The 15,045-nt window shown below is 67.1% G+C and carries 10 protein-coding genes; all 10 read left to right on the forward strand.

All coding sequences use genetic code 11. The features are described from left to right. The first annotated feature begins 256 nt into the window (after window positions 1–256). The 10 genes from rpoB (at window position 257) to rplW (ending at window position 15,032) form a co-directional block, all read left to right on the forward strand. A complete protein-coding gene (gene rpoB, locus DFJ64_RS13645) occupies window positions 257–3,733 on the forward strand; it encodes a DNA-directed RNA polymerase subunit beta (protein ID WP_211310828.1) in 3,477 nt (1,158 codons plus the stop codon). A 97-nt stretch (window positions 3,734–3,830) separates the two neighbouring features. Next, complete coding sequence (locus DFJ64_RS13650; protein ID WP_115850791.1) at window positions 3,831–7,709, forward strand: DNA-directed RNA polymerase subunit beta'; 3,879 nt, start codon at window positions 3,831–3,833, stop codon at window positions 7,707–7,709. A gap of 543 nt (window positions 7,710–8,252) precedes the next feature. After that, a complete protein-coding gene (gene rpsL, locus DFJ64_RS13655) occupies window positions 8,253–8,627 on the forward strand; it encodes a 30S ribosomal protein S12 (protein ID WP_115850792.1) in 375 nt (124 codons plus the stop codon). Next, a complete protein-coding gene (gene rpsG, locus DFJ64_RS13660; RefSeq protein WP_115850793.1) occupies window positions 8,627–9,097 on the forward strand; it encodes a 30S ribosomal protein S7 in 471 nt (156 codons plus the stop codon). The genes rpsL and rpsG overlap by 1 nt, the downstream gene beginning before the upstream one ends. Window positions 9,098–9,189: 92 nt before the next feature. Beyond that, window positions 9,190–11,295: an elongation factor G gene (gene fusA / locus DFJ64_RS13665; RefSeq protein ID WP_115850794.1), complete on the forward strand. Its 2,106-nt coding sequence runs from the start codon at window positions 9,190–9,192 to the stop codon at window positions 11,293–11,295. Window positions 11,296–11,378: 83 nt separating this feature from the next. Next, window positions 11,379–12,572, forward strand: coding sequence for an elongation factor Tu (gene tuf, locus DFJ64_RS13670; protein WP_115850795.1), 1,194 nt, complete (start codon window positions 11,379–11,381; stop codon window positions 12,570–12,572). A 462-nt stretch (window positions 12,573–13,034) separates the two neighbouring features. Beyond that, window positions 13,035–13,343: a 30S ribosomal protein S10 gene (gene rpsJ / locus DFJ64_RS13675; protein ID WP_115850796.1), complete on the forward strand. Its 309-nt coding sequence runs from the start codon at window positions 13,035–13,037 to the stop codon at window positions 13,341–13,343. A gap of 11 nt (window positions 13,344–13,354) precedes the next feature. Continuing rightward, window positions 13,355–14,035 carry a 50S ribosomal protein L3 gene (rplC, locus tag DFJ64_RS13680; protein ID WP_211310617.1) on the forward strand — a complete coding sequence of 227 codons (681 nt, stop codon included), beginning with the start codon at window positions 13,355–13,357 and terminating at the stop codon, window positions 14,033–14,035. After that, a complete protein-coding gene (gene rplD / locus DFJ64_RS13685; protein WP_115850797.1) occupies window positions 14,032–14,730 on the forward strand; it encodes a 50S ribosomal protein L4 in 699 nt (232 codons plus the stop codon). The genes rplC and rplD overlap by 4 nt, the downstream gene beginning before the upstream one ends. Then, a complete protein-coding gene (gene rplW / locus DFJ64_RS13690; protein ID WP_115850798.1) occupies window positions 14,727–15,032 on the forward strand; it encodes a 50S ribosomal protein L23 in 306 nt (101 codons plus the stop codon). The genes rplD and rplW overlap by 4 nt, the downstream gene beginning before the upstream one ends. Window positions 15,033–15,045 lie beyond the last annotated feature (13 nt).

Consider the following 15,045-nt stretch of genomic DNA (forward strand, 5'->3'; position numbering starts at 1 on the left):
TCTGTAGGCAGGTGGCCGCCATCGGTGACCGGTGGCCGGGGACCGGACCGTGACATACGGTGAGAGATGGCGCCGACGGCGACGCGCCGCGGTGACTTGGCTTCGCGACTACCCACCGGACTGGACAGCAGTGTACGCTGTGGCTACACTGTCGCTTTGCCCTGCCTTCCGACCGCTCCCAGGGTGACCTGGGTCGGTCTGGCATGTGAGAGACGAGTCCGCAGCCTCGGAAGGACCCCTCTTGGCCGCCTCGCGCATCACCGCGTCCACTACATCCAGCACGACTGTTCACAAGGCCGCACCGCCCCACCGCGTCTCGTTCGCGAAGATCAAGGAACCGATCGAGGTTCCCGACCTGCTCGCCCTGCAGAGGGAGAGCTTCGACGCCTTGATCGGCAACGAGCGCTGGAAGGCCCGGGTGGCCAAGGCCCTCGAAGAGGGCCGCACCGACGTGCCCACGAAGTCCGGGTTGGAGGAGGTCTTCGAGGAGATCTCCCCGATCGAGGACTTCTCGGGCACGATGTCGTTGTCGTTCCGTGACCATCGCTTCGAGCCGCCGAAGAACTCCGTCGAGGAGTGCAAGGAGCGCGACTTCACCTACGCCGCGCCCTTGTTCGTGACCGCGGAGTTCATGAACAACGAGACTGGCGAGATCAAGTCCCAGACGGTCTTCATGGGCGACTTCCCGCTCATGACCGAGTACGGGACGTTCATCATCAACGGCACCGAGCGTGTCGTGGTGAGCCAGCTCGTGCGGTCGCCGGGCGTCTACTTCGAGCGGGTGCCCGACAAGACCAGCGACAAGGACGTCTACACCGCCAAGATCATCCCCTCGCGCGGCGCTTGGCTGGAGTTCGAGATCGACAAGCGCGATCTCGTCGGCGTCCGACTCGACCGCAAGCGGAAGCAGAACGTCACCGTCCTCCTCAAGGCGCTCGGGTGGACCGACGCGCAGATCCTCGAGGAGTTCGGTGAGTTCGAGTCGATGCGTCTGACGCTGGAGAAGGACCACACCTCCGGCCAGGACGACGCGCTGCTCGACATCTACCGCAAGCTGCGTCCTGGTGAGCCGCCCACGCGAGAGGCCGCCCAGGCGCTGTTGGAGAACTACTACTTCAACCCGAAGCGGTACGACCTGGCGAAGGTCGGGCGGTACAAGGTCAACCGGAAGCTCGGGCTGGCCCTGCCGCAGGAGCAGACGGTCCTCACCATCGACGACATCGTCGCCACGATCCGCTACCTCGTCGCGTTGCACGAGGGGCGGACGGAGCTCGAGGCTCCCCAGGGCACGATCCCGGTCGAAGAGGACGACATCGACCACTTCGGCAACCGCCGCCTGCGCACGGTCGGTGAGCTGATCCAGAACCAGCTGCGTACGGGCCTGGCCCGGATGGAGCGGGTGGTCCGTGAGCGGATGACCACCCAGGACGTCGAGGCGATCACCCCGCAGACGCTCATCAACATCCGTCCGGTCGTGGCCGCGCTGAAGGAGTTCTTCGGAACCTCCCAGCTCAGCCAGTTCATGGACCAGACCAACCCGATCGCGGGTCTGACGCACAAGCGGCGTCTCAACGCGCTCGGTCCGGGTGGTCTGTCGCGTGACCGGGCGGGCATGGAGGTCCGCGACGTCCACCACTCCCACTACGGCCGGATGTGCCCGGTGGAGACGCCCGAGGGTCCGAACATCGGTCTCATCGGGTCGCTGGCGACCTACGGTCGGGTCAACCCGTTCGGGTTCGTCGAGACGCCGTACCGCAAGGTGGTCGACGGCCGGGTGACGGACGAGGTCGTGTACCTCACCGCCGACGAGGAGGACCGCTACGTCATCGCGCAGGCGAACGCCGTGCTCAACGAGGACGGCAGCTTCGCCGAGGAACGCGTCCTGGTCCGGAAGCGCCACGGCGAGGTCGACCTCGTGCCGGCCGACCAGGTCGACTACATGGACGTCTCGCCGCGGCAGATGGTCTCGGTCGCCACGGCGATGATCCCGTTCCTCGAGCACGACGACGCCAGCCGGGCGCTCATGGGCTCCAACATGCAGCGGCAGGCGGTGCCGCTGCTCCGGGCGGAGGCGCCGCTGGTCGGCACCGGTATGGAGTACCGCGCCGCGGTCGACGCCGGCGACGTCGTCGTCGCGGAGAAGTCTGGTGTGGTCCGGGAGGTCTGCGCCGACTACATCGAGGTCGCGAACGACGACGGCACCTACCAGACCTACCGGCTGGCGAAGTTCCGTCGCTCCAACGCAGGCACCAACATCAACCAGCGGCCGCTGGTCGACGAAGGTGACCGGATCGAGGCCGGCGCGGTCATCGCCGACGGGGCCTCCACCCAGAACGGCGAGATGGCGCTCGGGCGGAACCTCCTGGTCGCGTTCATGTCGTGGCACGGCCACAACTACGAGGACGCGATCATCCTCTCCCAGCGGGTCGTCCAGGAGGACATCCTCAGCTCGATCCACATCGAGCAGTACGAGGTCGACGCTCGGGACACCAAGCTGGGGCCGGAGGAGATCACCCGGGACATCCCCAACGTCTCCGAGGAGATGCTCGCCGACCTCGACGAGCGCGGGATCGTCCGCATCGGTGCGGAGGTCGTGCAGGGCGACATCATCGTCGGCAAGGTGACCCCCAAGGGCGAGACCGAGCTGACCCCGGAGGAGCGGCTGCTCCGGGCGATCTTCGGCGAGAAGGCCCGGGAGGTTCGTGACACCTCGCTGAAGGTTCCCCACGGCGAGAGCGGCACGGTCATCAGCACCCGTGTCTTCGACCGTGAGGAAGGCGACGAGCTGCCGCCGGGCGTCAACCAGCTCGTGCGGGTCCTCGTCGCCCAGAAGCGGAAGGTGCAGGACGGCGACAAGCTCGCCGGACGTCACGGCAACAAGGGTGTCATCGCCAAGATCCTGCCGATCGAGGACATGCCGTTCCTCGAGGACGGGACGCCGGTCGACATCATCCTCAACCCACTCGGCGTGCCGGGCCGGATGAACGTCGGCCAGGTGCTCGAGACGCACCTCGGATGGGTCGCCAAGTCCGGCTGGAAGGTCGAGGGCGACGACGAGGAGTGGAAGCGTCACCTGCACGCCATCGGCGCGTCCGAGGCCCCGCCCGGTACCAACGTCGCCACGCCCGTCTTCGACGGTGCCGAGGAGGAGGAGATCACCGGGCTGCTCAAGTGCACCCTCCCCAACCGCGACGGCCAGCGGCTGGTCGGACCGGACGGCAAGGCACGGCTGTTCGACGGGCGCACCGGTGAGCCGTTCCCCGAGCCGGTCTCGGTGGGCTACATCTACATGCTGAAGCTCAACCACTTGGTCGACGACAAGATCCACGCGCGGTCGACCGGGCCGTACTCGATGATCACCCAGCAGCCGCTGGGTGGTAAGGCCCAGTTCGGTGGTCAGCGCTTCGGCGAGATGGAGGTGTGGGCCCTCGAGGCCTACGGCGCGGCGTACGCGCTGCAGGAGCTGCTCACCATCAAGTCCGACGACGTCACGGGCCGGGTGAAGGTCTACGAGGCGATCGTCAAGGGCGAGAACATCCCCGAGCCGGGCATCCCTGAGTCGTTCAAGGTGCTCGTCAAGGAGATGCAGGCGCTCTGCCTCAATGTCGAGGTGCTCTCCAGTGACGGCATGGCCGTCGAGATGCGTGATAGCGAAGAAGACGTCTTCCGCGCCGCCGAGGAACTGGGCATCGACCTGACCCGGCGAGAACCAAGCAGCGTCGAGGAGGTCTGAGTGAGAGCTCGGGTGGACCGCCCCCGCGGCGGGCCCACCCGAGCCTCCGCTAGCACCCGGCACCAGCCAGCGACAAGTCTTTTGGGGAAGAGAACACGTGCTCGACGTCAACTTCTTCGACGAGCTTCGCATCGGCCTCGCGACGGCCGAGGACATTCGCCAGTGGTCGCACGGTGAGGTCAAGAAGCCCGAGACCATCAACTACCGCACTCTCAAGCCCGAGAAGGACGGCCTGTTCTGCGAGAAGATCTTCGGGCCGACCCGCGACTGGGAGTGCTACTGCGGCAAGTACAAGCGCGTCCGCTTCAAGGGCATCATCTGCGAGCGGTGCGGCGTCGAGGTGACGCGCGCCAAGGTGCGCCGGGAGCGGATGGGCCACATCGAGCTCGCCGCACCGGTCACCCACATCTGGTACTTCAAAGGGGTTCCGAGCCGGCTGGGGTACCTCCTCGACCTGGCGCCCAAGGACCTCGAGAAGGTCATCTACTTCGCGGCCTACATGATCACGTGGGTCGACGAGGAGGCGCGCGCACGCGACCTGCCCTCCCTCGAGGCGAAGGTCGACGTCGAGCGCAAGCAGCTCGAGCAGCGTCGTGACAACGACATCGAGCAGCGGATGAAGAAGCTCGAGGAGGACCTCGCGCAGCTCGAGGCCGAGGGTGCCAAGGCCGACGCCCGTCGCAAGGTGAAGGAGGCCGCTGAGCGCGAGATCCGCCAGATCCGCGAGCGCGCCCAGCGGGAGATCGACCGCCTCGAGGAGGTCTGGAACCGCTTCAAGAACCTCAAGGTCCAAGACCTCGAGGGTGACGAGGTCCTCTACCGCGAGATGCGGGCCCGCTTCGGCAAGTACTTCGACGGCGACATGGGCGCCGCGGCGATCAAGAAGCGCCTGGAGGCGTTCGACCTCGAGGCCGAGGCGGCCAAGCTCCGCGAGATCATCCGCAACGGCAAGGGGCAGAAGAAGACCCGGGCTCTGAAGCGGCTCAAGGTCGTCTCGGCGTTCCTGACGACCAACAACAGCCCGCTCGGGATGGTCCTCGACTGCGTGCCGGTCATCCCGCCGGACCTGCGCCCGATGGTGCAGCTCGACGGTGGCCGGTTCGCCACCAGCGACCTCAACGACCTCTACCGCCGGGTGATCAACCGGAACAACCGGCTCAAGAGGCTTCTCGACCTCGGCGCGCCCGAGATCATCGTCAACAACGAGAAGCGCATGCTGCAGGAGGCCGTTGACGCGCTGTTCGACAACGGCCGCCGCGGCCGCCCGGTCACCGGTCCCGGCAACCGGCCGCTGAAGTCGCTGTCCGACATGCTCAAGGGCAAGCAGGGCCGGTTCCGCCAGAACCTGCTCGGTAAGCGTGTCGACTACTCGGGCCGTTCGGTCATCGTGGTCGGCCCGCAGCTGAAGCTGCACCAGTGCGGCCTGCCCAAGAGCATGGCGATCGAGCTGTTCAAGCCGTTCGTCATGAAGCGGCTGGTCGACCTCAACCACGCCCAGAACATCAAGAGCGCCAAGCGCATGGTCGAGCGCCAGCGCCCGGTGGTCTGGGACGTCTTGGAGGAGGTCATCGCCGAGCACCCGGTCCTGCTCAACCGGGCGCCGACGCTGCACCGGCTGGGCATCCAGGCCTTCGAGCCGCAGCTGATCGAGGGTAAGGCGATCCAGATCCACCCGCTCGTGTGTACGGCGTTCAACGCCGACTTCGACGGGGACCAGATGGCGGTGCACCTGCCGCTGTCGGCTGAGGCGCAGGCCGAGGCGCGGATCCTCATGCTCTCGACCAACAACATCCTCAAGCCGGCGGACGGTCGCCCGGTGACCATGCCGACGCAGGACATGATCATCGGCATCTTCTACCTCACCATGGACCGCGACGGTCTCAAGGGTGAGGGCCGGGCGTTCTCCTCGGTCGGCGAGGCCATCATGGCCTTCGACCGCGGCGAGATCGAGGTCCAGAGCAAGGTCAAGATTCGCTTCCGCGACCTCACCCCGCCGAAGAACTGGACGCCGCCGGAGGGCTGGGAGCCGGGTCAGCCGATCACGCTGACGACCACGCTGGGTCGTGCGTTGTTCAACGAGGTCCTGCCGCACGACTACCCCTACGTCAACGAGGAAGTGGGCAAGAAGCAGCTCGGCTCGATCGTCAACGACCTCGCCGAGCGCTACCCGAAGGTCGAGGTCGCGGCGTGCCTCGACGGGCTGAAGGACATCGGCTTCCACTGGGCGACCCGGTCGGGCGTGACGATCGCGATTGGCGACGTCACGACGCCGCCGCGCAAGGCGGAGATCCTCGCTCGCTACGAGGAGAAGGACGCCCGCGTCCAGAAGCAGTACGAGCGCGGCCTGATCACCGAGGAGGAGCGCCGTCAGGAGCTCATCGAGATCTGGACCCAGGCCAGCAACGAGGTCATGCGGGAGATGGAGGCTGGTCTGACCAAGACCAACCCCATCTTCATGATGGTCCACTCGGGTGCCCGCGGGAACATGATGCAGGTCCGCCAGATCGCCGCCATGCGTGGTCTGGTGGCCAACCCGAAGGGCGAGATCATCCCGCGCCCGATCAAGTCCAACTACCGCGAAGGGCTGTCGGTCGTCGAGTTCTTCATCGCGACGCACGGCACCCGGAAGGGTCTGGCGGACACCGCGCTCCGGACGGCGGACTCCGGTTACCTCACCCGGCGTCTGGTGGACGTCAGCCAGGACGTCATCGTCCGGGAGGCGGACTGCGGCACCGACCGCGGCCTGGTCAAGAAGATCGCCGTCCGCCAGCCCGACGGCTCGCTGCGCAAGGCCGACGACGTGGAGACCTCGGTCTACGCGCGTCTGCTCGCCGAGCCGGTGAAGAACGCCAAGGGTGAGATCCTGGCTGAGGCCGGCACCGACCTCGGCGACGTGATCATCGACCGACTCATCTCCGAGGGGGTCGAGGAAGTCCGCGTCCGCAGCGTGCTCACCTGCGACTCCAAGGCGGGCGCGTGCGCGGCCTGCTACGGACGCTCGCTCGCCACGGGCAAGCTGGTCGACATCGGTGAGGCGGTCGGCATCATCGCCGCCCAGTCCATCGGTGAGCCGGGTACCCAGCTGACGATGCGGACGTTCCACACCGGTGGTGTCGCTGGTGAGGACATCACGCACGGTCTGCCGCGGGTCCAGGAGATCTTCGAGGCCCGTCAGCCCAAGGGCAAGGCGCCGATCGCCGAGGTCGCGGGCCGGGTGCGGATCGAGGACTCCGAGAAGAGCCGCAAGATCGTCATCGTGCCCGACGACGGCAGCGAGGAGAAGGGCTACCCCGTCTCCAAGCGGGCTCGCCTCCTGGTCGAGGAGGGCAGCCACGTCGAGGTCGGCCAGCAGCTCACCCACGGGACCCCGGACCCGCAGGACATCCTCCGTGTCCTGGGTATGCGGGCGGTGCAGCAGCACCTGGTGGACGAGGTCCAGAAGGTGTACCGCTCGCAGGGTGTGTCGATTCACGACAAGCACATCGAGACCATCGTCCGACAGATGCTGCGTCGGGTGACGGTCATCGAGTCGGGCGACTCCGAGCTGCTGCCCGGCGAGCTCGTCGACCGAGTGAAGTTCGAGGAGGAGAACCGTCGGGTGGTCGCCGAGGGCGGTACCCCCGCCTCCGGTCGACCGGTCCTGATGGGTATCACCAAGGCGTCGCTCGCCACCGACTCCTGGCTGTCGGCCGCGTCCTTCCAGGAGACCACCAAGGTCCTCACGGAGGCCGCGATCCACGCCAAGAGCGACCAGCTGCGTGGCCTGAAGGAGAACGTCATCATCGGGAAGCTCATCCCGGCTGGCACCGGTATGGAGCGCTACCGGAACATCCGGGTGGAGCCGACCGAGGAGGCCAAGGCCGCGATGTACTCCATGGTGGGGTACGAGGGCTACGACTCCGACTACTCCTTCGGGCCGGGGAGTGGCGAGGCGGTCCGCCTGGAGGACTTCGACTTCGGCGGTTACTCCAGCTGACCTCCCGCTCGAGGGGCGCGGGTGACGGCGAGGGCGCCACGCCCTGCCGCCGCCCGCGCCCTTGTCGCGCCCCGTCGCCGCTGGCGGTGCTCGCCCGCCGTCGGCCGTGCGCACCGTCGGCTCACCCGCTGCGCTCACCAGCTGCCGCTCACGAGCAGCATGGTGTCGTGGCTCCTTCGCGTGTGACGGTGACGAGTGCCGGTACAGTAGTGCTACCTAGGCGGTTCGGCGTCCTCCTCTCCGCGTGGCGGTGAGGTCACCGCACTGCGGTTAGGTCGTTTTGACCTCGGCCGGGCGGGCAGGTAACGTACGACGCTGTGCCTGGTGGTTGTCGGGCACTCGCGCGCGCCCTTTTCGGCTGCGTGTGAGGGTCTTCACCCAATCCCGATGATCGAGTTTCAACTCGGCGAGGGATGCCTGCGGCGACACGCCCGACCGCGGGGGCCGACGGTGGGGGATCGTGACGCCGCCAACCCCAGACAGTGAACACCGGAGAAAGTCCAACGGACGAAACGTCCTGACAAGAGATCGAGGAACGACACGGTGCCCACAATCCAGCAGCTGGTCCGCAAGGGCCGCAAGGAGAAGGTGTCCAAGACCAAGACGCCAGCGCTGAAGGGTTCGCCTCAGCGGCGTGGTGTGTGCACGCGTGTCTACACGACGACTCCCCGTAAGCCGAACTCGGCGCTCCGCAAGGTCGCGCGTGTGCGCCTGACGAGCAACATCGAGGTCACGGCGTACATCCCCGGTGTGGGTCACAACCTGCAGGAGCACTCGATGGTGCTCGTGCGGGGCGGTCGGGTCGCGGACCTTCCCGGGGTCCGGTACAAGATCGTCCGCGGCTCCTTGGACACCCAGGGCGTCAAGGGACGTAAGCAGGCCCGCAGCCGTTACGGTGCGAAGAAGGAGAAGAGCTAATGCCGCGCAAGGGGCCAGCTCCGAAGCGTCAGCCGCCGGTCGACCCGGTGTACGGGTCTCCGCTCGTGAGCCAGCTGATCACCAAGGTGCTCAGGGACGGCAAGAAGCAGCTGGCGCAGCGAATCGTCTACACCGCACTCGAGGGCTGCCGGGAGAAGACCGGTACCGACCCTGTGATCACCCTCAAGCGAGCTCTCGACAACGTGAAGCCGACGCTGGAGGTGCGCAGCCGCCGCGTTGGTGGCGCGACGTACCAGGTGCCGGTCGAGGTCCGTCCGGGCCGTTCGACGACTCTCGCGCTGCGCTGGATCGTGACCTACGCGCGGGCGCGTCGCGAGAAGACGATGGCCGAGCGTCTCATGAACGAGATTCTCGACGCCTCCAACGGGCTTGGCGCGAGCGTCAAGCGGCGGGAGGACACCCACAAGATGGCGGAGTCCAACCGGGCTTTCGCGCACTACCGCTGGTAGTCCGTGTCGCCTGATCATGGCGGTAGCGTCCACCGGCGCCGTCTGCCGATGCCAGTCCACTGCCGATAACCCACGAAAGACCGACAAGCCTGATGGCGACTGACCTTCGTACCGTCGATCTGGCCAAGGTTCGCAACATCGGAATCATGGCCCACATCGACGCGGGCAAGACGACGACAACCGAGCGCATCCTGTTCTACACGGGCATCAACTACAAGATCGGCGAAGTCCACGAGGGCGCCGCCACGATGGACTGGATGGACCAGGAGCAGGAGCGCGGTATCACCATCACGTCCGCGGCGACGACCTGCCACTGGAAAGACCACACCATCAACATCATCGACACCCCAGGGCACGTGGACTTCACCGTCGAGGTGGAGCGGTCCCTGCGGGTGCTGGACGGCGCGGTCGCGGTCTTCGATGGCGTCGCTGGGGTGGAGCCGCAGTCGGAGACCGTCTGGCGGCAGGCTGACCGCTACAACGTCCCGCGGATCTGCTTCGTCAACAAGATGGACCGCGTCGGCGCGGAGTTCCACCGGTGCGTCGACATGATCAGGGACCGGTTGAACGCGGTACCGGCGGTGGTCCAGCTGCCGCTCGGGGCCGAGGCCGACTTCCTCGGCGTCATCGACCTGGTGCGGATGCGCGCCCTCACCTGGCGCGGGGAGACCAAGAAGGGCGAGGACCAGACCGTCGAGGAGATCCCCGAGACGCACCGTGAGGCGGCCCAGCAGTGGCACGACCGCCTCATCGAGACCGTGGCCGAGGCCGACGACGAGCTCATGGAGCTCTACCTGGAGGGCCAGGAGCCGACGCCGGAGCAGCTTGACGCGGCGATTCGCCGGGCGACGATCGCCAACCAGATCACGCCCGTGCTGTGCGGCTCCGCCTTCAAGAACAAGGGTGTGCAGCCGCTCCTGGACGCGGTGATCACCTACCTCCCGTCGCCCATCGACATCGGCGCCATCAAGGGCCACACGCCGGGCAACGAGGAGGAGATCGTCGAGCGGGAACCCGACGAGGACGCCCCGCTCGCGGCGCTCGCCTTCAAGATCATGAGTGATCCGCACCTGGGCAAGCTGACCTACGTGCGGATCTACTCCGGGACGTTGACGGCCGGCACGCAGGTGCTCAACACGACCAAGGAACGCAAGGAGCGTGTCGGCAAGATCTACCGGATGCACGCGAACAAGCGTGAGGAGATCGAGAAGGCGTCCGCCGGCCAGATCGTCGCGGTCATGGGCTTGAAGCAGACGACGACCGGGGAGACGCTGTGCACGCCTGAGGCGCCGGTCGTCTTGGAGTCCATGAGCTTCCCGGCACCGGTCATCTCCGTGGCGATCGAGCCCAAGACCAAGGGAGACCAGGAGAAGCTCGCCAACGCGATCCAGCGCCTCGCCGAGGAGGACCCGACCTTCCAGGTGCGGACCGACCCGGAGACGGGACAGACGATCATCGCGGGTATGGGCGAGCTCCAGCTCGACGTCATGGTCGAGCGGATGCGCCGGGAGTTCAAGGTCGAGGCCAACGTCGGCAAGCCGCAGGTCGCCTACCGCGAGACCATCCGCAAGAAGGTCGAGGGCGTCGAGTACACCCACAAGAAGCAGACGGGTGGTTCGGGTCAGTTCGGTCGTGTCGTCATCGACATCGAACCGACCGGCGGCGACGGCGACGGCGGGTACGAGTTCGTCAACGCCATCACCGGTGGCCGCATCCCGCGCGAGTACATCCCGGCGGTCGACGAGGGCATCCAGGAGGCCATGGAGTTCGGGGTGCTCGCCGGGTACCCGATGCAGGACGTCAAGGTCACCCTGCGGGACGGCGCCTACCACGAGGTCGACTCCTCCGAGCTGGCCTTCAAGATCGCCGGATCGATGGCGTTCAAGGAGGCCGCGCGGCGCGCGGACCCGACGTTGCTCGAGCCGATCTTCAAGGTCGAGGTCACCACGCCCGAGGAGTACCTGGGCGACGTGATCGGCGACATCAACGCGCGTCGGGGACATGTCCAGAAGATGGACGAGTTCGCCGGCAACCGGGTCATCACGGCGCTGGTGCCGTTGTCGGAGACCTTCGGGTACGTTGGCGACTTGCGCAGCAAGACCCAAGGGCGCGCCGTACCGCACATGGAGTTCCACTCCTACGCCGAGGTTCCCAAGAACGTGGCGGAAGAGATCATCAAGAAGGCGCGGGGCGAATGACGACCCGGCCTGTCCGACCCCGTACAGTTCCGCTGCCCGCGCCTCGCACGGCGTAGCAAGCAAGAAACCAGGAGGAGCCCGAAGTGGCGAAGGCGAAGTTCGAGCGCACTAAGCCGCACGTCAACATCGGCACCATTGGGCACATCGACCACGGGAAGACGACGCTCACCGCGGCGATCACCAAGGTGCTGCACGACAAGATGCCGGACGTCAACCCGGTCTATGCCTTCGACCAGATCGACAAGGCGCCGGAAGAGAAGCAGCGCGGCATCACGATCACGATCTCGCACGTCGAGTACCAGACCGAGAAGCGGCACTACGCCCACGTCGACTGCCCGGGCCACGCCGACTACATCAAGAACATGATCACCGGTGCCGCCCAGATGGACGGCGCGATTCTGGTGGTCGCGGCGACCGACGGCCCGATGCCGCAGACGCGTGAGCACGTGCTGCTCGCCCGTCAGGTCGGTGTGCCGTACATCGTGGTGGCCCTGAACAAGGCGGACATGGTCGACGACGAGGAGATCCTCGAGCTCGTCGAGCTGGAGGTCCGCGAGCTGCTCAACGAGCAGGAGTTCCCGGGCGACGAGGCGCCTGTGGTCCGGGTGTCCGCGCTCAAGGCGCTCGAGGGCGACCCCGAGTGGGCCGAGAAGATCATGGAGCTCATGAACGCCGTCGACGAGGCGGTGCCGGAGCCCCAGCGCGAGATCGACAAGCCGTTCCTCATGCCGATCGAGGACGTCTTCACGATCACCGGTCGCGGCACGGTCGTCACCGGCCGGGTCGAGCGCGGTGTCCTCAAGGTCAACGAGGAGGTCGAGATCGTCGGTCTCCGGCCGGAGTCGCAGCGGACGGTCGTGACCGCCGTTGAGATGTTCCGGAAGACCCTCGACGAGGCTCGCGCGGGTGAGAACGTCGGTCTGCTGCTCCGCGGTATCAAGCGCGAAGAGGTCGAGCGCGGCATGGTCGTCACCAAGCCCGGCACGACCACTCCGCACACCGAGTTCGAGGCGCAGGTCTACGTCCTGTCCAAGGAGGAGGGCGGCCGTCACAAGCCCTTCTTCAACAACTACCGCCCGCAGTTCTACTTCCGGACGACGGACGTCACGGGTGTCATCCACCTGCCGGAAGGCACCGAGATGGTGATGCCGGGCGACAACACCGAGATGAGGGTGGAGCTGATCCAGCCGATCGCGATGGAGGAAGGCCTCAAGTTCGCGATCCGCGAGGGTGGCCGCACGGTCGGCGCGGGTCGGGTCACCAAGATCATCAAGTAGTCGAGCCAGACGGGTGGGCCGCAGGGGTGCGGCCCACCCGTTTGTCAGGGTGCGATTGGTCAATGTTCGAGCGCTCTGGCATACTGGCGCAGTTGCCTAATGCGGGCCGCCGGGGCGTGCGACCGCGGAGCTTCCCCTTTCCGCGGGCACTGCCGAGACGGAGACCCGCGCTTCCCCCGGTCCGGCGACGGGTCGCGACCCCGACCGCGGATCCGAGGGATGAGATCCGTAATCTTCGCCCGGTTCGAGCAGCTGCCGACTTCTCGTGAGTTCTGCGAGGGCTCGCGCGGGGTTCGGAGCGCGACACACCCGACCGCGGGGGTCGGAGCCGAACCGGGCTGGCTCGCGGGGCCCCAGCGCCTCGCGGGGCGAGACGAACCGTTGGGCCGCGGCCGGCCGGAGATCCGGACGGCACTCGGGGGCGTCAGCCTCCGGCGTACGAGAGAAGGACGCGAGACAGCCATGGCGGGACAGAAGATCCGCATCAGGCTCAAGGCCTACGACCACCAGGTCATCGACAGCTCGGCGCGGAAGATCGTCGACACGGTGACCAGGACAGGCGCGACCGTCGCAGGGCCGGTGCCGCTGCCCACCGAGAAGAACGTCTTCTGCGTGATTCGTTCACCGCACAAGTACAAGGACAGCCGCGAGCACTTCGAGATGCGGACGCACAAGCGGCTCATCGACATCATCGACCCCACGCCCAAGACGGTCGACTCGCTCATGCGGCTCGACCTTCCTGCGGGCGTCGACATCGAGATCAAGCTCTGAGGGACGCACCTATGAGCACGAACACCCTGAGCCGACGTGCGGGACGCCAGGTACGCGGCCTGCTCGGCGAGAAGGTCGGGATGACCCAGGTCTGGGACGACCAGAACCGCCTGGTGCCCGTCACCGTCCTCAAGGTCGGGCCCTGCGTGGTCACCCAGGTCCGGACGCCCGAGACGGACGGCTACTCCGCCATCCAGATCGCGTATGGCGCGATCAACCCGCGCAAGGTCAACAAGCCCATGCTGGGCCACTTCCAGAAGGCCGGTGTGACGCCGCGGCGGCACCTCGCCGAGATTCGCACCGAGGACGCCGCGTCCTACAGCCCCGGCCAGGAGCTGGGCGCGGACATCTTCTCGGCGGGCGACGTGGTCGACGTGACCGGGACGAGCAAGGGCCGCGGCTTTGCCGGCGTGATGAAGCGGCACGGTTTCCACGGTCTTCGGGCCAGCCACGGTGTCGAGCGCAAGCACCGCGCTCCCGGCTCGATCGGTGGCTGCGCGACGCCCGGTCGAGTCTTCAAGGGCCTGCGGATGGCCGGCCGCATGGGCGGTGTTCGAGTCACCACGCAGAACCTCAAGGTGCACGCCGTCGACGCCGAGAAGGGCCTGCTGCTGGTGAAGGGTGCCGTCCCGGGTCCTCGCGGTGGCGTGGTGCTCATCCGCAGCGCGGCCAAGAAGGGGGCGACGAAGTGACCGCCACGATCGATGTGGTCGACAACGCGGGCGCCAAGGCCGGAACGGTCGAGCTTCCCGCCCACATCTTCGACGTGCAGGTGAACGTGCCGTTGATCCACCAGGTGGTGGTCGCCCAGCAGGCGGCGGCGCGTCAGGGTACGCACGCGACCAAGGGCAGGAGCCAGGTCCGGGGTGGTGGCGCCAAGCCGTACCGCCAGAAGGGCACCGGCCGGGCTCGCCAGGGCTCCCGGCGCGCGCCCCAGTTCACCGGTGGCGCGACGGTGCACGGCCCGACGCCGCGGTCGTACAAGCAGCGCACGCCCAAGAAGATGAAGGCCGCCGCGCTGCGCGGAGCGCTCACCGACCGGGCTCGGCACGGCCGGGTGCACGTCGTCACCTCGCTCATCGACGGCGACCGCCCGTCCACGAAGAAGGCGCTGGCCGCGCTGCGCGCGGTGACCCCGCGCGAGCACGTGCTGGTGGTGCTCGACCGCGAGGACCAGACCACCTGGCTGAGCCTGCGCAACGTGCCCGAGGTGCACCTGCTCGCCGTCGATCAGCTCAACACCTACGACGTGCTGACCTCCGACGACGTCGTGTTCACCGCGCCCGCGTACGAGGCGTTCACCGGTGTGTCGGTCGGCGGCTCCGCGGCGAAGGAGACCTCCGGCTCGACGAGCGACACAGCGGAGGCAGGGGAGGCTGACGCATGAGCAACCTGCACAAGGACTACCGGGACGTGCTGATCGCGCCGGTGATCAGCGAGAAGAGCTACGGCCTCCTCGACCAGAACAAGTACACCTTCTTGGTGCGTCCTGACGCCAACAAGACCGAGATCAAGATCGCGGTCGAGAAGGTGTTCAACGTCAAGGTGACCGGCGTCAACACGCTCAACCGTCAGGGGAAGCGTCGCCGGACCCGCTACGGCTGGGGTCAGCGCGTCAACACGAAGCGGGCGATTGTGACCGTGGCCGACGGACAGCGAATCGACATCTTCGGTGGACCCGTCTCCTAGCGGGCACTGGCAC

Source organism: Thermasporomyces composti (genome assembly GCF_003386795.1).
GTDB lineage: Bacteria > Actinomycetota > Actinomycetes > Propionibacteriales > Actinopolymorphaceae > Thermasporomyces > Thermasporomyces composti.